This window comes from Spirosoma pollinicola (genome assembly GCF_002831565.1).
Classification (GTDB): Bacteria; Bacteroidota; Bacteroidia; order Cytophagales; family Spirosomataceae; genus Spirosoma; species Spirosoma pollinicola.
On record NZ_CP025096.1, the window covers coordinates 8,140,215 to 8,159,331 of the forward strand.

Here is a 19,117-nt window from a genome sequence, read left to right on the forward strand (position 1 = left end):
TGTATAACTAGGGTGGCTGTTGCAAAAGTCTAGAATCTCCTTGGAGAGTTCAGTATACAGGCCATATACTCCTCGATGTTGCCCCGAAAATGAGAGATTGGAAAGGGAGTTTTTCCCTGCGCCGACTTTTGCAACAGCCACTAGAATTATGTTAATCTATTTTCCTTATAAAATAGAGAAGCGGTTAATAAGCACTATTCTTAAAATCTTTATATGCCAATAAGTTATTCCATTCGCTTAAATTCAAAACCGGGAAAGTCATTTGCCATGCCTTTATCAATGAACAGCCGATTCCGAGAAATTCGTAACCCCGAATTACCTAAATACCCGTTTTGATATTGAGAATTGGTTTTGAGTTGGAAGTCATAAGGTGTTTGTATAATCTCAAAGCTGACTTGATCCGTTTGTTTACCATCTTGAATAAGAGTAATCTGATTCTTGTTAACGATAAGCTGGACATCTGGTACAGTTGGGCTGGGGATCATGGCTGAAACAGTTGTTAACTTCCATTTGCCCTCGAACCACTTTCTTCCTTGATTCAAGTCAGTCGTATAGTTCTGATCGACTGTGTCACTTGATTCAGGAGATACGGTGTGCTGGCAATTGGTAGACACAATTACCAAGAGAAAAAGCAGAGTAGCTAGTATCGTTTTCATATGTCAATAGATAAGCATTTTAAAGATGACACTTAAGGCAATGAAATGGTTGGAAGTAACTCTGTTATATAAGTGGAGTGGCTGTTGCAAAAGTCTAGAATCAGGCCTAGGAGCTTGGTGGGTCGGCTGATTGTTGGTTACTGAATGACTAAAAATGGCCACCTTAGGAATCCCTGCTAAGCGGGTAGCGACTTTGGCAACAGCCACCTCCATTATGTAAAGAGACTAAAGATAGAATAAGCATTGCTTCACTTATTCTCTACAGTCGATTAGTACCACAGGTGGTACGTCCCGATAACCCATACGACCACCTGCTGAGCTTTCTACGTGAATAGGAAGGTAGGTGGGATAATTTATGATCGTTCGCATAACCGCTACCTGATCTTGGGTCAAACCAGAACGGCGATTGTAATAATCCATCACATTGGTCGCTAAGAAATACACACCCCCGCAACTTTGTTTCTGATTCGTCCCGTCCGGATGGGCTTCCTGTTGTCTGGGGGTATCTTTGACATGGTCATCAGTATACCAAAAGCAGTCACCGAATGTGTGTCCCAAGCCTAACGCATGCCCCAGTTCATGCGCCACTACAGAAAATGTAAATGCATTTTCATCAGCGATCATGATGGCTGCTCTTGCTTTAGATAAACTCGCACAAGTCGCATCCCCTGGGTAAGGGTCAACTGAATATAGGGGCATATAACTAAATGAAGACCCAACCGGGTGCGCTCCTTTTTCCCAATTTATTTTGACAAAGATATTCACATACTGTTTGATGCACCAATGAGCTAGAATACTGTCCACCTTAGCGCCAGAAGCTTGATTAGTAGCTGGGTCATCAAAATCTAACTGATTTAGCCCGGCCTGTAGCAAGGGGTAACCGTCTGGATTAGTAGCGGCCAGATAAAATTCAATGAATGAATCAGCATGATTCGGATCAGAATTAGCCATTGCATCTCGATATAATTGATTGACTCCAGCAATAACTTGCTTCAGAACAATGCCTTTTTTGGGTAGATCAAGACTTTGAGGTATGTGGAAAATAACAGGAAGCCTGATAATTGGATAGGTTTTTTTGGGTCGTGCTGTAAGGATAAGTGGTTGGCTAATGAGTGGTCCCCAGCGTGCCTGCAAACTAATTTGACCTGGCTGTTTAGACCTGTAATAAGCATGGGGCGAATAGGGGTTATTACGCACCTGTATGTCCGGTTGCCATACTCCATTGGCATAGATTTGAATTGCTGAGTCAGGGTAGTTAAGCGCATTGCCTGCTTTGTCAATGACACTAATCGCGAGAGGCAATCGGCTACTGGTATCCGCATTTAAAAAGCTTACAGAAGCCTTTAGACTTATCTTCTGGACCTCCCCAAACGGATCGAGATTCTTTTGACAAGCAAATAAGGTGAAGACCAGCCAGCCAAGATAGATAAGTTGAAAAAGAGGTTTTGTTCGCATTAGCATAATACAAAGACGAAGCTAATTGACTGATATCATTTGTTGTATAAGTGATGTGGCTGTTGCAAAAGTCTAAAATGGGTGTGGTGGCCTATGACAAGTTGCCGATTCCATGCCGTTTATCAGGCAAAAATCGTTTACTAGACAGCGGGTTTTATGGCCCTGTTGACTTTTGCAACAGCCACTAATGTTGTGTTAACTACTCTTACGTTTTTTCTTGTCTTCAACGACTGCGTAAAGAGATAACGCTACTGAAATAGTCAATAACGGATACTTTACGAAGGGATTATCGACGATAATCCCTGTAACTGAAAGAGCAGACGCAAAGACGATTATGTTCCTAAGCTTATCCATTAGTTAGTAATAGAGTCTATGACGATAAAGTACTCCAGAAAGTAATATACTGTTACATAATCTTGATTATGTTATGTGATAAATAACAGAATTTGGATAAGTCAATACAAAAGAGTTATAGCGGAATTATTTTATACCCAGTGTATTAAACAGGCAGTAATTTCTGATAGCTACCATCCGCATTAAAAACAATAATCAAGCTTCCTCCATTGCCACCCTGGATTCGTCGTGCTCCACTCTTCATCTTGTGATTCGTGAAAGGCATCACATTGTTAGTCCAACGGCTTTTTATACTAGGGCGAATGTAAACGCGGTCACCAATAATCTGCGCTAAACATTGGTTTAAAGCGTCCTTATCGCCGGTCGATTCTTTGCTCATTCCCCTTGAGTCAGCATCGAAAACCAAGATAATATCCCCGTTGAAAGAGGCAAATCGATTGGGTGGGTTATCCTTATAGGTATCGTCAATACTGGGTGAGAGCAACCAGCATACTTTACCCTCTTCATTTTGGTATTCTCTCAGCAGAACGATTCCTTTATCATTTTTCCAGGAGCTGTTAGACACGCATCTACTAACGAATTCGGCTAGAATTTGTCGCTTTGTTTGGTCTGTATCTAATTTAACTTGTTTCACCTCAGTGCAGGGAGGGGGATAACCCGTCTGTGCATTGATAAAGGGAATTAGCAGCCCAATGATTAGGAGGATACTGCACCATGTTATGACCCGTTTCATACCAGTGAAGTTGTTGTATAAGTGCCTTTATGTTAACCTATTTCTTCGTCAAGATAATATCACCATATTTCTGTGAAGGATTCTTCACCTCAATTCGCTTACAGTTATTGCTTACTTCTTTGAAATACCACCCTTGAGCAAATCGAACACCCAACGATTGAGTCCTTACAGACTGGCGAATCCATAACATAGGGCCATATTGCTTTAGCTCAGGATAGGCATAACCGAGTTCAGGAAAAATTGTGCTGTCCATTATGTCAACACCGTACTTTTTTGAAACCACTACGCCTATATCTAGCCGGTTCTCAAATAAGGAGTCTGGATCAATGATACTTCCGTCTGGCGAAAAGGTAATCACTCCTTCTCTCATTGGCATAGAGATACCTTGTACACCTATGTTTGTTTGAAAGCTCCATTGCCCAACGATGTTTTGTTTGAGTAATGGGGCTTTGCAGGTTGACCCACTGACTGACTGGTTAATAGGGGGAGCTAAAGGATGAAACTCTTCCCGACAAGCTGGTGCAAGTGTCATTATTACAATAAAGCTTATCAGAGGTGCTTTCATAAACAACTTCTTTTTTCAGCGTAACGCACAAGCTCACTCTATGTTATATAATCAGAAATATGTTAACTAACCCTTAAATATACAATTAAAAATAGATAATTTACTATAAAGCTTTCATTAGCTTTTTAATAGAATTCATACCTAAACGGCATATGGTTAACGGGAGAGTGAACTTCTAATTACTCTCTCAGCCCCTAATTAATGGTCTTCTTGAACGCCCTACTAATGATGCTGGTAAATGAAGCTTCTATTGTCTCATCTAGGAGCGTTTTGAAAGACGTAGTTAGAAATGGGTTGAAAAGTAGGAACCCGCTGGCTATCGAATGAAAGGTCATTATTTTTTTTTGCCTGGCGCACCCAACGCCCCAGGGGGTTGATGGCCTCGGCTTAACGGCCTGCCTCCTGTCACCCGGCAGCTACCACACGCGGAGCGGACCACCAACGCATAATTTAATAAGCGTAGCTGCCGTCTGGTTTGGTGAAAGCCTTTGCGACACTATCAGCTTCAGCTTGCTGTCCCTGTGCGACTAACCAGTCATAAGTGGTACTGATGAAACCATACGTACCTCGACCGCCTTCGTAGTCAGCCCCTGAGTCGGTTTTGAAATGGTTGCGTTTTAGATGATCGGCCAGTTCGGTAATGGACATCGTTGTTCCATTCTGATGTAAAAAAACGCCTAAGCGTTTGACATACTCTCGTTTCTCAACCATGACGGATACTGATAGAATTTGAATGTGGAATCTAAGAACGTTATTTTGTAAGGCGTTTGGCTTGTCGACCGAAACTCGTCTTATAAACTCAAACTTTCCTGACACGGCGTTCACCCTGTCAGCCGGAACCCAGAAATGGAAGCCCAGACTGGCCCACGCGGGGCGGTTAACTTGTCAACGGGAAGCCCGAAAATGGAAACCCGGCATAGTCGAACACCCAACGACCATGAGGGTTGATGGATGATAGTACTACGTCCTTGAACAACAAGACTCCCAACCTTTACACCCTCATTGGGTTGGGCTGCAAACCCGCCATCGGGACGTGCTGCCTGTCGACGGAGAGCCACCCTATGCGAAGCGAAAATGCTACTTTCTGACTACTGTTACTACCAAACCGATTGCTACAACCGCATCTACGATGTTCCACAACTCCCGACCAAGTGATATTTTTAGTAATGGCTGGAAAAGCACTACTAATGCCACATAAACGATAGTTTCAGTTTGCTTTTCCTGTTCGTTAGCTTGAAAAGCCAATATTCCAAAGCCAATCATAGCTAAAAATCTAACCAATTGATAGAATCCATAAGGCATATCAAAAAGACATAGGCCCAAAAGCAAAGCTAATACAACTTTTATATATGTGTTCATAGTGGGGATGTGCTTTGAAAATTCATTGGTTAAACTCAGTCTCTGAAATATTTTGAGAATTGAACGTATTCATGGTGGCACTTTGAATAACATCAAGTTGTAACTGAAAACTTGGAATGCTATATCCGCCGTAAGTATGTTTAATATTAAAATCCATTGTTTCATCCCCTTTCTCGTACATAGGATTTCGGATGAACCTACCAATGCACTGGTTATTGTCAGCTTTTGAAAACCAATCTTTTCCGTAAGCAATCTTTAAGTAGTATTGTCCCTCGGGTATGTTACGAATTTTGTAAGTCGAACCACTATTAATAAATACATAACGGATGCATCTACCTGTCTGGGCATTCATAACCTTGATGGCTACATCTGTCCCTCCGCCTACATGGACTTCAAGATAATTGTTAACCTTACTTTTCTTGGGACTGAAATTGTAACATGCTGGTAGTTGACCATTACGAATTTCTGTTCCCCGCCAACCCTCAGCAATTAGTCTATCTTTTTCTTGCTGTAGCTTTTCTTCTGGTGACAATACGGGGGCTGCTGGCTGAGTGGGGTTTCCATCAACAAATGTATTGTTTAAATCACCATCTTTGGGTTTATTGACAGAAACGTTATTCTCGTTCTTGGAGACAAATACAAAAAAAGATATCAGACCTATTACAAATAGGATGGCTCTATACTCTACTATGAAATTTAAGGTTTTCATAGCATTAGTAAAGTACTTTTTCTTGGTAAGATAGGAGGAGATTTTTCTTTGAGTGTTTACATCAGAATTTGCAAGTTTAGTAAGCTGAACACATACTTTTTCTGCGTAAGGATATGCAAGAAATTTGCAACACCACAAAGTCTCCTCAATTATTAATCTGTTTATCTCTATGTCATTGTATATTAGTAAAAACTCGATATTATTATCTATGAGCAAACCTTTTAATGAATTGAAAAGGGCAGACTGATTTATAGAGTTTTTACCTATACCAATTGCCTTCTTTCTAATGTCTTGAAATACGAGGAGAAGGGTTTGAGGGGTTACTGTCTCTTTTTTCTTACTGTTTTCTTCTTGTTGGCTATTCTTTGTATTCGCGCTGAATTTAGATTTATTAAGCTCATAATCATAGATTTTTCTTTCATCCGAATTAGAAAGAACCTGATAGGCTTCTGCTATTTGTCTAAAAGTTATTTCTGCATATTTGTTGTTCTGGTTCCTGTCAGGATGATATTTTAATGCAAGCTGTCGGTATGCCTTTTTAATTTCTTCGTTTGTCGCGGTAGGCAACAACCCTAAAATTTTATAATAGTCAATCATGAACGTTATACACTTTTAGAATCTGCTTGTTAAAGCGTTTGACTTGTCGGACGAAACCAGCTTAAATAACCAAAGCCTGATATGCAGGGCGTTTACCCTGTCGCTCGATGGCTGCCCCACAAACCTAAACCTGCTTAACCGGGGCGTTTGCCCTGTCAGCCAGAAGCCGGACTTTGAAGCCCAAACCTGCCCATCCGGGCATTTAACCTGTCGCCCGCGACCCGGAAATGGAAGCCACTTTTTGGACTTCACCCAACGACCCAGGGGGTTGATGGCCCCGCAAGCTAGATGAAATGGGTGAACAACTCACCTGCCTTTACACCCCCTGCCGGTTGGGCTGCTGTGCTTGCCCAACCGGCCTGCCTCCTGTCACCCGACAGCGACCCCGCGCGGAGCGATTATGCTATTGTTGATAAACATTTCACTGGCCCAGAGCATAATATGATGGATGTTCAAAACTTCCTAAATCGTTTATTATGCTGCTGCTGAACAAATAGTCTAAAGACTCTAACAAATCAGAAAGCAAACTTATTATGTAGCTATCTTGCAAAAAGTTAGGACCTTTTCCATACTCAAACTTGAAGTCTTGACCTTTGTATGATAAGGTATGTCCTGCTGTTTTGGCAAAATAAATTCCACCTGTATGAATCGTATTTCTTAATGTCCACAGGAGAATCACAAGTTTCGCTTCTTCTTTTGTCCAATTATTTTCGGTGTCTTCGAAAATAGTTGCCGTGATCTTATGTAGACTACGCTCTTCCCCTGGCGTCTTTCCTGTAATTTTTGAATAGTAAAATCTAAAGATCAACTCAGATTGAAAAAGGGCAGCATCAATTATACTCTCACTTATATTTTGTATAAAATGATGTATGTAGTTGTCTATTTGCTCTTGATCATTATTTAAAATGTATTCGAACTCTTCTCTATTTAATTCGTAAAATCTAGTATTAATTTTAAGATTTACAAGACATACGGCGATTTGGGTTGACAATATTTCCAAATGTTTCTTTCGAATATCTTTCTCTGGTAGATGTTCGTATTTGTGAACTAACTCCATTGATTTAGCATGTAGTTCATTTAATTTATCTAACCCGTTTTCCATAAACTTTAGATGTAATGGATTAACTGTTTTGTCCAGTAATATGAATGGATCAAACATAGACAATAACACCGTGGATATGTCTATGATTTGACTAGAAAATTAACCTATTCTACCAAACGGTGTCCAGCCTACAAACGTAAAAGGCCGCCTGTCACCCAAGTGCGGCTTGTCGCACCAAACCCGCCTGAGTTGTCCAAGCCTGACTGTTGGGGCAGTTGGCCTGTCAACGGGAGCCGCCGAACGAGCCTAAGAGCCTACCTGTCGAGCCGTGCGGCCTGTCGCCCAGCGATCAGACGTTGAAGCACATCTTGGACATTCCACCTAACGACCACAGGGGCTGATGGATGAGCGAACCACTTCAGACAACAACCAGAGTGTCAACATTTACACCCCTGTTTGGTTGGGCTGCAAACCCTCCACCGGGACGTGCTCCCTGTCACCAGGAAGCTACCCCACGCGGAGCGAATCAACGACGTGTTTTCAAATTGTAATGTAATTTTGTACTAATTCAGGAAGTTTAGAAAATTGTTTGTGTAATGTAATTCCATCTTCAAGTCCATCTTGGATTACTATCAGATGATTGTATATCCTTTCGCATTCTATTATCATCTCGTCATTTTCAACCTTTCGTCGAAACTCTTTATAAGCGTTGTAGGCTATCTCTTCAAGCTGGAAGATATTTATAGTCGCGATTTTATTTGCAGTATCATCCGTGTTCAATAAGTCAATTTCTATCCACAATAATTTGGGATTAGATGCATCCCAAATAATTCTACTCTTTTTGGGCGTAAGTTGATGGACTAAGCCCGAACGAAAAACAGAATATAAGAATTCTCCCAAAGCATTTTCTGGTGTGGGAAAGAAGTCTGTTACAAACTCTATGAAAGACTGTTTATGGGCAAATTTGAGGTTTTGTCCATTTGGGGGCTTTCTATCGTAGGTTTCTTTTCTGTTATTTTTGCCGATGTAATAAACTCCCCCATAAAAATCAATGACAGAAAACCAAAATGTTAATAGTGCGGTGTCAAGTTGCCTATGGTAATGCTTTCCAACTTCTTTGGCTATTTCAATTCTTTCGTGGTAGAAAGTTTGAAAAAAGTTCGATATAATATGTTGAGAAAATGAGTTCATATTTAGCTTTCATATTATGATTATGGTCAGTGAATTAGAAGCTCACTGACGCGAAAAAAAACATCTGTCAAGAAGGCTTGATATATCAGCTTTATTCCAACTATGGCTTTCCAAAAATTGTGTTGATTATATAAGTTATGAACGCTGCAACTAAACAAATCGGTATCATATGAAAAAGCCATGAGAACTTAAATGTACTCGATTAGGGCGCTTGTAATAATTAGGAAAGAAATAACCTATAAGAATTGTCAAAACGAACACTGTTAACACCCAAATTCCAATTAATTAATCGGCTTCCATCTTTGCTTTTGTTTTTGCTCAATTAAAAAACCTAAATAACTGTTTCAAACCGAAGCATAAAGCCCAAAACTGGCCTAGCGGGGCAGTTAGTATGTCGACCGCTACTTGGCAAACCCACTTTTTATTTTGCCCGACCGGGGCGTTTCTCGTGTCAACCGAAACCGACTAACGAGCTAAACCGCCTGCCCGTCGGGACGTTCAACTTGTCGACCGGAAGCCGACCACTACGTTGTTTTTCAGGCTGTTCTGTTCACCCAACGCCCGCGAGGGATGATGGTGGGCGAACTAGCTCACTGCACGACGTTACTTGAACCTTTACTCCCTCGTTTGGTTGGGCTGCCCAGCATCCCAACCGGCGAGCGTCCTGTCACAGGAAAGCTACCCTACGCGGAGCGGCTAACTGGTGCACCATCAGCCTAATGATTATTGATACCTATTCTTTTTTGATTTAATCACTTTAATGACATTATCATGTTGTTGCCCTTCAATAATATCTTTCAAGATTAAATAACCACTGTCTTTCTCATATTGAACATGAATTCTCCAGCCTGATATTTTATCAATATCAGCCCTATATATTGCTTGCTCAACTCCTGTTATCTTGTGTAATCTTGTCTTAAGAAATGTTCTCGTTCTATGACATTCATTGTCTTCAAGCTCTGCTAAAGCTTCTAGAAATTGAATTTTAAATTCGTCAGGCAAAATCTTATTTGCTTCATGAATGATTCCAAATTCATCTAGTAACTTCTTAATTTCAGCCATCTTGCTTATTTTCCTTGTTGAAAGAAGATTGATAAAGAGATTCTGCAAGACTACTATATGTCTTATCTAAATCCTGATGACGTACCACTCTAAATAAAGTTAGGATGTGTTCACCAAATAAAGGATCTTTCTCAGACGTCAAAATGATTCTTATATCTCTATTTATTCTCAAAACATAAAGTGAACTGTCAAGATTATTGGGGAAATGAATTTTATGAAGTTTAAAAATATGATTTGAAGTGTTTTGTCCGCTTCTGATAAGTTCAATAATGAAATCAATTTTTTTGCCAACAACTACTCTGTCTTTTAGAGAAAGCTTGTTAAAGTCCTTTTCGAACTTTTCCTCTTCATTTATTACAACGTCCATTTGTTAATACGCTACGTAACAAATATTAATATTATTTGCCTGTCGTGGCAATTCTCGTGTCAACCGGAGCCGACCAACAAACCTAAAGTTACCCTGTTACTACGTTTCTCGTGTCGACCGAAGCCGCCTAAAGAGCCGAAAAGCCCGCCTTCGGGACGTGCAGCTTGTCGCACACGAGCCTACCACTACGTTGTTTTCGCTGTTGTGTCCACCCAACATACTATTGTACGCAATAACGCTTAATGTTAACTTGCTGAAAATCAATACGTAGATATTAAGCGCACTATTTTTGTGCTTTTGTTCCCTGTACACAACAATAAGTACTGACTCATCTATAAGCAATGTATGCTAACAAAACTTATTCGGGTAACTGCCGAATTTATTATTCGGTCATGGGTTGTTAATCAGAGTCAAGTAGGGTATTTCAATAAAGGTACAGACTTCTATGGGCAGCACCGAAAATCACTGTTATCTGGTCGAAATTTAGTGTCTCTTTAATCGCCCATTTTACTAGGACAGCTGATTGATATCATCGAAGGCAACCTATAAGCTTATCTAGCATTCTCAAATTGTTATCTCAAAAATCAACGTCTAATTTTCAATAGTATCTTGAGTTTGTGATACATCCACAGGTTGGCGGAAAGCATGTTTTAAGTTTATGGCCTTTTACAAACGACCGTTAAAATAATGCCCTAGAAAGATTTTACATTTATTAAACGTTCCTATGGTACGCGTAAGCGGTAGGAACCTAGAGCATTTCCCATTTGACGGGTTGCCCGAACGCTTACTACAGACTAACAACAGAGTTGATTCCCAAACTAAGCCATTTACCTTAAACTGACTGGCTTTAGAACATAGCCTAGGGTGGAGAGGTTACTACTACTACATCCCTACGTCCCCTACCAACCGATGAAACTAGTACGAGTAATAACGCTGATTGGTGTTTACCTCAGCTTGACAGTGGCTCAAGCACAGACGAAGAAAACGTCTTCAGGTCTACCCCCTAAGTCGGTCAGTGTAGCCCAAGGCCAGGTCGCTCGTTGGGCGGGCAACTGTCTACGCTGTAGTTTGGAAAAACGGGCTTGGGCCGCCGTTAACGGCACCTGTTACTATCCCGTGGATATGGATATGAAGCCAGGCCATTATACCATCTCCCGGCGTACAACGGGCGGAAAGTTAGAAACGGCTACTCTCAAGGTAGCGGCCAAAGAGTGCATCCAGGAAGATCTTGCTAACTTTCCCAAGAAGGAATATGTTACTATATCGACGACAAATCAGGCTCGTGCCACCAAGGAAGCATCGCTAGTCAATCCCCTCATCCGCTTTCAAGCCAAGGAGCGCCCAGCGGTTTTCGACCTGCCCGTTGGCAAGCCTGCCCATAACCTGCCCCAGGGAGAGGGCAACTTTGGGGCTTGCCGGACATTAAACGGTCAGCCTCGCGATCGGCATACGGGTCAGGACTACCCCGTGGGGGTGGGTAAGCCTGTCTTAAGCGTGGGGAATGGTCGGGTATTGCTGGCAGCCAATCAGTTTTATAGTGGCAATGCAGTCTATATTGACCATGGCAATGGGTTGATATCAGAGTATTTTCATTTAAAGAGCTTTTCGGTAAAGCCCAATCAAACCGTTACCAAAGGACAATCGATTGGGTTGGTTGGCGAGACGGGCCGAGTAACGGGTCCTCACTTGCATGTTGGGGTGCGCTGGCATGGGGCTTGCATCAATCCGGGTTTCTTACTGATTGATCCTTCTGACATGCCTGGGGTGAACTAAAGGGCGCTTTAGAAAATAATCTGGGCTAGGAAGTGACCGCCCCTATTTCTTGGTTCGTAGTTCAGGTAACTTACATGTTTGCTCTGACTATAGCGCCTTGATTTTACTGGCCTAAAAAGCACACCGACGTATACAGTCAAGGTTTATGGCCTGCTAGAAACAATGGCTGAACCAATACCGCCAGCTGATTTGACACCCAGTAAACGTTTCTCTACTTCATATTTTAAGTAATCAACCAACTCGCTGGCTAGTTTTTAGTCGATGGTTGTCGCCCCGTGTCGTTTAATTAAGCGCATGACCTGAGTGGCCTGGAAGGTGCCACCCCTGACGGTTTGAAAACCCGTACGGTTGAGATGTTCGGCAATTTGAGCATAGGTCTTTCCGGCCTTATGCATCATCTCGGCAACCGATGACGCCCGTCGGTTATCCGGGTTGGCCAGCGCGTTGCGCCGGGTCGTTTCGCCGCCTTTCTGCTGGCCCTGGGCCGTGAGATTCTCGGGCTTACCAAGCCTGGCCCCTTGAGCAATTTTAGCGGCTAAAGCCGACTTGGTGCGCGAGCTGATCAATTCCCGTTCGTGCTGAGCCAGTGTCGCAAAAATACCAATAGTTAGGGTGTTGGCATCGGGTATATCGACACACTGAAAGTTTACGTCCGAATCCCGCAGGGTAAATATGAACGATGCGTTACGACTCAGACGGTCAAGTTTGGCAATGACCAGAACAGCACGCTCTTTCTTTGCCCGATCAATAGCCGCTGCTAGTTGAAGGCGTTGATTATTCTTTCCCGACTCTACTTCCGTAAACTCGGCGAGTACCCTCCCTTTTACGAATCCGGCGACCGCCGCCCGTTGCGCCTCTAATCCTAAACCAGATTCACCCTGCGCCTTGGTGGATACCCGGTAGTAGGCGACATACCGGGTCAATTCCGCCCTTGCCACCGGTAAGGTTGATTTCTTAGCCATTCGTTTACAGAACTACTTTATTAAGTTGGAAGGTAAGGAATGAGTACTTCTTAGTGAAAAGCAGTAGACGTGTCTGGGCTTGCTCCAAGCTCAATTCCTCGGCCGAGTCGAATAGGGGCAGGAGGGCACCGGTGGAGTCATCGAAATCGTTAACGGTGATCCAGTCTCCTTCTACCATCCTAAGAAACTGCACTTCGTAATAGACCATAACTTATTTGCTTTAGCGGCTCAAAAGTATAGTTTTTCTGGTGTATTACAAGGCTTGAACGACCGTTTAAGCCTTGTAATACAATACATAGAGACATTTTGCAGCAACATTACTATCCTTTTGGACAGGTAAATGGACGTGGCCTCTACGCTACAGTGATCACCTATAACTTGTTTTGAACTGTCCCTTAAATCAGTTTCGATAGCTAGCCAACCTATACCCCTTCATCAGCAAGTGCAATTGGTGAAAAGCTGACTATCTTTGAGCTAGGCTAACGATTGAAACGGCTCTACTTCCATTCACCAGCGTAGCAATTAACTTCTAGCAGTTAACCTAATGCCTACTCGTTTATGGAGTTTTACCAGTTAGTCAAACTTGTCTTCCAATCCGTTGACCAATGCTGGCCCCATTGGCTCAAACTCATGGCCATTGCCTGGCTGATTCAGGGACCAGTTCATCTCTATGCCCAGGCTCAATCCCCCCGGTCCTTCATCTACCAACTGGTGCCCATCGATGGCGAGTCGGGTGATATCGTTTACACGGCTGTTGTGTTAGTAAGGGGAGCGTCTAGAACGCAATTGTATAATCGAGCCCAACACTTTATGGCCCATACGCTACATACAGGCTCGCTTTCGCCTATGGATCATGGCGCAAAACACCACATTAACCGATGCGGCATCATTACCTTACAGCATGCCCTAGTAGGCTCCAGTACACCTCAAGACTACCGGGTCACCATTGAGGTAAGGGTCAAAGCAGGCCGGTATCGCTATCGATTAAGTCAGTTCCGAGCCCAGCCTGATTCAGTTGGATTAGGCCTGCCGATTCGTGAATTGTATCAGTGTGACCAAAAGACGTATGACTATGGTACATCGACAGCTCAACTATTGCGAGCGTGGAATCGCAGTGTAAAGGCTTACTTAAGCCAACTTCATAAATATATGAGTGATAGCCAGGAGGCTGAATACTATAAACCTTTGTAAACTAATTATTCCTTCTTCCTGCTAATAGTAAACGTCACACTGACAAGGATTAGACTAGGCCCGCCTGGTTGTGGGGTAATTAAGATGAACGAACGTGATTAGCTCAAGGGTATTTTGATCCGAGCACTCGATGAGCCCGGAACCAGGTATTGCTTTTTGGCGTAAACAAGAGCCACAAGGCGATCAGCGAAAAGAGCGTCGAGATCAAATCGATCACCGTCGATCCAGGATGTAGCCTATAGGCCGTTGCAAAAGAGAGTAGCGAGCTAAGTAGACCTAAACCGATCACGCCCGCCAGAATGAATCTAGCCCAGTTGACCCCCTGGTGAACCAGACGCAGGAGTCCATAAACCAGTACCGCTCCCAGGAGCACCCCCACCACGCTGCCCACCGAATAACTACCCGAGAAAGCATACCCCAGTAATTCGATGCCAACACAAAACACGACTAGGCGTAGGGCATTTAACAGGTCGGTCGGACGGCGCTCAAGGACAGGCATAGTATTGCACGGTGGAGTAGTCCGTGGTAAGGATAACCAGCAATGATCGTTTAAGTTACGTTCTATTGATTAATCCGTAGACCAACCCCATCTACTGATAACGTATACAGAACTGGACCGAGGCGTTCAGATTGCCGGGCTTTCTCAATAGGTATTAGATACAGTGGTTAACCACTGCTTAATGTTATGAAACGCGACGAGCGAATTGCCCACCAGATAGCATGTACAACCCTTGACCCCGTCTTGGTGAAAAGATTCTTTCAACCATCCCCCCATTATTATCAGTGGGGCCTGGCTCACCGGATCGACCAATGCTCATTAGAGCAGCTTAACACCACCGACCTGTTTGAATTTTACTTGCGGTTTTACCTAACAAGTCGCCATAAAATCCTGCAAGCTGTTTTTACGAAAGGTTCGTGTATTCACCAAGGACGATGTTCATACGGCTCATCATTTGCTTGTCTATTCACTGGAAGATACTCACCAGTACTTACTTACTCTGGATGATATGAATTGCGGCCCCGACTCAAGCGGTCCAGGGAGCAGATTTTGGCGTTGATGCCAGACGTAGCGGTCAAGCCCCCGGGTTGTTCGTTATGGACTTGCAACAGTATAGTGGAGATTTTTTAGGCGGCCATTGAGGAAGTGTAAAAATAAGATTCCTGTTGACTGGGCGTGCGGTAATTCAATACTGAATGCTTCCGTCGGCGGTTGTACCATCCCTCTAGCTAGCTAGATAATGGTCCAATTCATCGCTGTCAGGCTGTTTACGACCAACAGGCCAACTGGGAAGAGCAGGACATGTACCTATTCTTTTTGCCGACTTACAGTCCGCACCTGAATCCGATCGAAATTCTGTGGCGGTTCCTAAAGTATCGGTGGTTGCAGAAGCTCCATTACAGTTCATGGAGTCGTCTGAAAAAGGCCGTTTTTGCTATCATTCGTTTATTTGGTCAAGAATATCGGATCTGTTTTGACGGGTTAGTGAATCGAAATAAAGTGAAGTTTAATTCTGCGTGATTACTTAAGTAATTACGCAAATTTATTAACCACAGAGGCACAGAGAATGCAGATGTGTAATTGACCTACTATCAGACCATTGCACCTCTGTATTCTCTGTGCCTCTGTGGTTAATAAATCTTTCTCAGGTACTTGTTACAGCACGGAGCATTTAGCCTTGCTTCCGGATTTTTGATAAACCATTGGCTTCCTGCGATTTCACCGTTGGATTACCCGTATAATTAACCGTGCTGACGCCATCTGCCGATGCTTCAAGTGTTTCTGTCACATGAATATCGGCGCGGCTGGCCCCATTGAGTTGTACGTCGGCACGGGCAATCGTTAGCTTTTCGGCACTTAGCCTACCGGCTCCCGACAGTCGAATATCGGCGTCCGTGGCTGTTCCCTGCAAATTGGCCTGCGAGCCATCTTTCACCGTCAGTTTTAGATTTTTAGTCGAGATTGGCGCAGTTAGACGACTGCCGGTTTCGATAGTAGCGGTTAAATTCGTTGCTGTAATGGGCAGGTCTGATTCAACGGAACAACCCGTACTAACCATCACCTGATCGAGTTTGGCAACGTGAATGGTTACCGTGACGCCTTTCGTTTGATTATAACTTTTGTTCTGCGACAGCATGACGGTTAGTTCGCCATTTTTGACTTCTGTCACAACATGTTCGAGGATGTTGCTTTCGCCCTCCAGTTCGGCCGATCCCGCATTTCCAGCCGCAATATGAACGCGCATACCTACCCGAACAGACAGTTTAGTAAAGCTACCGATAGTACGCTGCTGCTTTACAATCTCACCATTTCCAACAATAGAATTCTGGGCAAATGCACACTGGAATAGTATGGTTGCGAAGGCAATGGTCAACACGTTTGTGATCGTTTTCATGGTAAAGAGGTTTAGTTTTATCGTTGCGTAGTTGTAGAAAAGAGGTTCTTAATTTATGAACGTTGCTTCCTTTATGAAAGATAGTGAAAGTTTAATAGGTGGCATACCAGTTCTCGGTATCCTTTTTGAACGAGGCTGTTCATAAAAAAAGGGATCGCCATCGATCCCTTCTCACATAAAAAAACAGGTAAACCCAACTACACATAGGCCAGACTTTTAGTCCACAAATCGTCGGCCTGCCTGTTTGTTAAATCGGTATGACGGAGTTGTTTTGGGGCCGAATCAGCAAAATACCCTCCCGATCCGCCTGCTTTCCCATCCAGCTTTGTTAGTGTCGCTATGGGTGCCGTGGCCAGGTAAATGGACGTTTCGGCACCGCGCTCCGGCGACCGCATAAAGGGACGCGCCAGGCCCATCATGAATCCGAAAGCACCCGTAAAGTTGCTGCCGAAACCCGAGTTGACCACGCCGGGGTGAACAGCATAGGCCGTAATCCCCGAATCGGCATAGCGTTTAGCTAATTCTTTGGTAAACAACACATTGGCCAGTTTCCCATCACCATAGGCCGACATGATCGACATTGTTGGGTTTCGCTGGAAAAAGCGTGAGGCTTTGCCCAATGCATAGGCCGCCGACGATAGGTTAATGATGCGTGCTTCTCCAGCCGCTTTGAGTAAATCAAGCAGATGATAGGTCAGCACAAAATGGCCAATATGATTGGCATAAAATGACTTTTCGACGTTATCAACGAACTCGATTCTATCGGGCGAATACCCGGCATTATTAATTAATATGTCCAGTTTCTGGTGCTTCAGTTTGACTTCCTGAACGGCCCTGCGTATTGAATCAAGATCGCTCAGATCGGCAATCAACAGTTCGACGGTTACAGCCGGATTGATGCGTTGTATAGTTGCCAGAGCCTCCTGCCCTTTTTCTTTGTTCCGGCAAAGCAAAATCAGGTTAATTCCTTTGCGAGCCAGCGCCCTGGCTGTTGCCAGCCCAATACCAACGTTTGCCCCCGTAATCAATGCCGTTTTCATGTATAAAAGAGTTGGTTTATAGACTAGTCATCCGCTGCAACCAGCGACAAACGTTAAGCGATTCCGTTCATTCTGCTGAATGTATTACGCAGGTCGTCGGGCGTTGCTTTTGCCATAGCCTCGCTAAAGCCAAAAGTCAATTCGGTTTTGCCTTGTTTCAACTGGTCAAAAACAGCATTAATAAAATCACTAACCGGTGGTGCCTGATCATGCAATCCTTTACCGCCGAGGTCGGTATTGAGTGCGGGCGGAATCATCTCGATTACCTCAATTCCTTTGTTGCTCAGCAACGCGCGCAGCGACAACGTAAAGGAATGAAAGAAAGCTTTGGTAGCCGAATAGACCGGCACTTTGGCCAGCGGAGTAAAAGCTAATCCCGACGTAACATTAATGACGGATGTCAGCGATGGCAGGTTGATGAAAAGGGACGTAAGATGAAGCGGGGCTTCGATATTTACCACAAGTTCTTCTTTGGCACGCTGGAAAAAATCCTCATCCGAAACAGCCATCCATTGTTGAATACCCGCATTGTTTACCAGCACCGATAAATCACTATGCTCTTCCGAAATCCACTGATACAAGGCTTGCCGCTCGTCGGCATTAGACAGATCGCAGACTCTTGTCATTACGGACGGGAATTTTTCGGCCACCTCCTGCAATACTGACTCCCTCCTTCCACAGATGATCACAGTATTATTTTCCTGAATGAACCGCTCGGTAAGTCCCAGGCCAATGCCCGATGCACCACCAGTGATTAGTATTTTATTGTTTGAAATGTTCATGCGTCTGATTAATTGGGTTGTTATTATAAGGATTCCTGATCCACAAACATAACAAAACGCTTACCCGGAATAGTGTCCCCATTCCAAATAAGCGTTTCATGCGTAAGTCGATTAGTATGAACCGATCTGTGTGTAATCGGCCCCGATTACTTATTAAAATAGTAGTTTCCAACCATTAAAAAACAGGTCTTTGCCGGGTTGTCCCGACCAGTGGTGATGGTCTGCAGGCTCTTCTACCTCATGCTGAGCAGTATCTTTTTGCACAACAATCGTTGAGATGCCTTTCTTAGCCAGTGAGCGGCAAATGTCTTTAGTGGTTTCAGAAGCATTGCTGCTTACTAATCCGATGGTTTCTTCGTTCGTTTTCATGGCTACTTATTTGTTGTATGTGCAAACAATCTTTATGACAAATTTTTTAAAGCGCCCTAGCCCAAAGCCTGAGCTGCTTTAAATACTTGTTGGGTTAAGCGGCAAATATCTTTTTCGCCAATTAACTCGGAGTAGTGCTTCCCTACCCGATCCCAGGCTTCTGCAATTTCAGGTTGAAGGTCAATGCCCTCAGCCGTTGGATATATCAGGGTTTTCTTGCCCTCCGACTCGCGCCGTACCAAGTGTTTCTGTTCCAGTTTTTCGACCAGTCGCGTAATTGTCGATGGTGTCAAATACAATGTTTCGCTCAATTCAGAGGGTGTTATGCCCGGCTGACCTACCACCTCACACAGCATATAGGCGTGCGAGTAACACATGCCAAACCGACCAAACTCCTCATCGCCAATTGCGGTGATCGCTCTTGACAACGCATTTGCTGAAAACAGCAGACAAGCACTAAACCGCGTTACTGATTTATCTTCTTCGATTACTGTTTTTTCTTCGGTCATTACGTCCG

The 19,117-nt window shown here is 43.6% G+C and carries 22 protein-coding genes and 1 pseudogene; 3 read left to right on the top strand and 20 right to left on the bottom strand.

Going from position 1 to position 19,117, the window contains the following annotated elements; translation table 11 throughout:
- Nucleotides 1-224: 224 nt before the first annotated feature.
- From CWM47_RS38510 to CWM47_RS34480, 12 genes are all read right to left on the bottom strand, one after another.
- Nucleotides 225-656 (bottom strand): hypothetical protein, encoded by a 432-nt coding sequence (locus CWM47_RS38510; protein ID WP_157816150.1) that lies wholly within the window; start codon nt 654-656, stop codon nt 225-227.
- Nucleotides 657-908: 252 nt separating this feature from the next.
- Nucleotides 909-2,111 carry a M43 family zinc metalloprotease gene (locus tag CWM47_RS34435; RefSeq protein ID WP_157816151.1) on the bottom strand — a complete coding sequence of 401 codons (1,203 nt, stop codon included), beginning with the start codon at nt 2,109-2,111 and terminating at the stop codon, nt 909-911.
- Between the two features lie 499 nt (nt 2,112-2,610).
- Nucleotides 2,611-3,198 carry a hypothetical protein gene (locus CWM47_RS34440; protein WP_100993042.1) on the bottom strand — a complete coding sequence of 196 codons (588 nt, stop codon included), beginning with the start codon at nt 3,196-3,198 and terminating at the stop codon, nt 2,611-2,613.
- Between the two features lie 37 nt (nt 3,199-3,235).
- The gene (locus CWM47_RS34445) at nt 3,236-3,763 is read right to left on the bottom strand and encodes a hypothetical protein (RefSeq protein ID WP_100993043.1); all 528 of its coding nucleotides are present in this window, start codon (nt 3,761-3,763) and stop codon (nt 3,236-3,238) included.
- A 450-nt stretch (nt 3,764-4,213) separates the two neighbouring features.
- The gene (locus CWM47_RS34450) at nt 4,214-4,474 is read right to left on the bottom strand and encodes a hypothetical protein (protein WP_100993044.1); all 261 of its coding nucleotides are present in this window, start codon (nt 4,472-4,474) and stop codon (nt 4,214-4,216) included.
- 110 nt (nt 4,475-4,584) lie between these two features.
- Nucleotides 4,585-4,821 (bottom strand): hypothetical protein, encoded by a 237-nt coding sequence (locus CWM47_RS38515; protein ID WP_157816152.1) that lies wholly within the window; start codon nt 4,819-4,821, stop codon nt 4,585-4,587.
- Between the two features lie 19 nt (nt 4,822-4,840).
- The gene (locus CWM47_RS34455) at nt 4,841-5,122 is read right to left on the bottom strand and encodes a DUF6804 family protein (protein WP_100993045.1); all 282 of its coding nucleotides are present in this window, start codon (nt 5,120-5,122) and stop codon (nt 4,841-4,843) included.
- 22 nt (nt 5,123-5,144) lie between these two features.
- A complete protein-coding gene (locus tag CWM47_RS34460) occupies nt 5,145-6,428 on the bottom strand; it encodes a J domain-containing protein (protein ID WP_100993046.1) in 1,284 nt (427 codons plus the stop codon).
- 421 nt (nt 6,429-6,849) lie between these two features.
- A complete protein-coding gene (locus CWM47_RS34465; RefSeq protein ID WP_157816153.1) occupies nt 6,850-7,530 on the bottom strand; it encodes a hypothetical protein in 681 nt (226 codons plus the stop codon).
- A gap of 480 nt (nt 7,531-8,010) precedes the next feature.
- Nucleotides 8,011-8,661: a hypothetical protein gene (locus tag CWM47_RS34470; protein WP_100993048.1), complete on the bottom strand. Its 651-nt coding sequence runs from the start codon at nt 8,659-8,661 to the stop codon at nt 8,011-8,013.
- 723 nt (nt 8,662-9,384) lie between these two features.
- Nucleotides 9,385-9,723 (bottom strand): hypothetical protein, encoded by a 339-nt coding sequence (locus CWM47_RS34475; protein ID WP_100993049.1) that lies wholly within the window; start codon nt 9,721-9,723, stop codon nt 9,385-9,387.
- Nucleotides 9,716-10,090 carry a hypothetical protein gene (locus tag CWM47_RS34480; protein ID WP_100993050.1) on the bottom strand — a complete coding sequence of 125 codons (375 nt, stop codon included), beginning with the start codon at nt 10,088-10,090 and terminating at the stop codon, nt 9,716-9,718. The genes CWM47_RS34475 and CWM47_RS34480 overlap by 8 nt, the downstream gene beginning before the upstream one ends.
- A 909-nt stretch (nt 10,091-10,999) precedes the next feature.
- On the opposite strand from CWM47_RS34480, the gene CWM47_RS34485 reads away from it, so the two are divergent.
- On the top strand, nt 11,000-11,863 hold the full coding sequence (locus CWM47_RS34485) for a M23 family metallopeptidase (protein ID WP_100993051.1): 864 nt from the start codon (nt 11,000-11,002) through the stop codon (nt 11,861-11,863).
- Between the two features lie 254 nt (nt 11,864-12,117).
- Here the strand turns inward: CWM47_RS34485 and CWM47_RS34490 are convergent, their stop codons facing one another.
- Nucleotides 12,118-12,825, bottom strand: a complete 708-nt coding sequence (locus CWM47_RS34490; protein ID WP_100993052.1) for a recombinase family protein — start codon at nt 12,823-12,825, stop codon at nt 12,118-12,120.
- A gap of 4 nt (nt 12,826-12,829) precedes the next feature.
- Nucleotides 12,830-13,033: a hypothetical protein gene (locus tag CWM47_RS34495; RefSeq protein ID WP_100993053.1), complete on the bottom strand. Its 204-nt coding sequence runs from the start codon at nt 13,031-13,033 to the stop codon at nt 12,830-12,832.
- Between the two features lie 350 nt (nt 13,034-13,383).
- On the opposite strand from CWM47_RS34495, the gene CWM47_RS34500 reads away from it, so the two are divergent.
- Nucleotides 13,384-14,016 (top strand): DUF4468 domain-containing protein, encoded by a 633-nt coding sequence (locus CWM47_RS34500; protein ID WP_100993054.1) that lies wholly within the window; start codon nt 13,384-13,386, stop codon nt 14,014-14,016.
- 103 nt (nt 14,017-14,119) lie between these two features.
- Here CWM47_RS34500 and CWM47_RS34505 read toward each other — a convergent pair whose 3' ends face one another.
- Nucleotides 14,120-14,515, bottom strand: coding sequence for a hypothetical protein (locus CWM47_RS34505; RefSeq protein WP_100993055.1), 396 nt, complete (start codon nt 14,513-14,515; stop codon nt 14,120-14,122).
- Between the two features lie 747 nt (nt 14,516-15,262).
- Between CWM47_RS34505 and CWM47_RS40490 the strand changes: the two are divergent.
- Nucleotides 15,263-15,398, top strand: a pseudogene (locus CWM47_RS40490) (transposase); the annotation flags it as partial.
- A gap of 288 nt (nt 15,399-15,686) precedes the next feature.
- Here the strand turns inward: CWM47_RS40490 and CWM47_RS34515 are convergent.
- The 5 genes from CWM47_RS34515 to CWM47_RS34535 form a co-directional block, all read right to left on the bottom strand.
- Nucleotides 15,687-16,409, bottom strand: a complete 723-nt coding sequence (locus CWM47_RS34515; protein WP_100993057.1) for a head GIN domain-containing protein — start codon at nt 16,407-16,409, stop codon at nt 15,687-15,689.
- Nucleotides 16,410-16,606: 197 nt separating this feature from the next.
- Nucleotides 16,607-17,449 (bottom strand): SDR family oxidoreductase, encoded by an 843-nt coding sequence (locus CWM47_RS34520; RefSeq protein ID WP_100993058.1) that lies wholly within the window; start codon nt 17,447-17,449, stop codon nt 16,607-16,609.
- Nucleotides 17,450-17,502: 53 nt separating this feature from the next.
- Nucleotides 17,503-18,231, bottom strand: coding sequence for an SDR family oxidoreductase (locus CWM47_RS34525; RefSeq protein ID WP_100993059.1), 729 nt, complete (start codon nt 18,229-18,231; stop codon nt 17,503-17,505).
- Nucleotides 18,232-18,384: 153 nt separating this feature from the next.
- Nucleotides 18,385-18,600, bottom strand: a complete 216-nt coding sequence (locus CWM47_RS34530) for a hypothetical protein (RefSeq protein ID WP_100993060.1) — start codon at nt 18,598-18,600, stop codon at nt 18,385-18,387.
- 56 nt (nt 18,601-18,656) lie between these two features.
- Nucleotides 18,657-19,109, bottom strand: a complete 453-nt coding sequence (locus CWM47_RS34535) for a MarR family winged helix-turn-helix transcriptional regulator (protein WP_100993061.1) — start codon at nt 19,107-19,109, stop codon at nt 18,657-18,659.
- Nucleotides 19,110-19,117 lie beyond the last annotated feature (8 nt).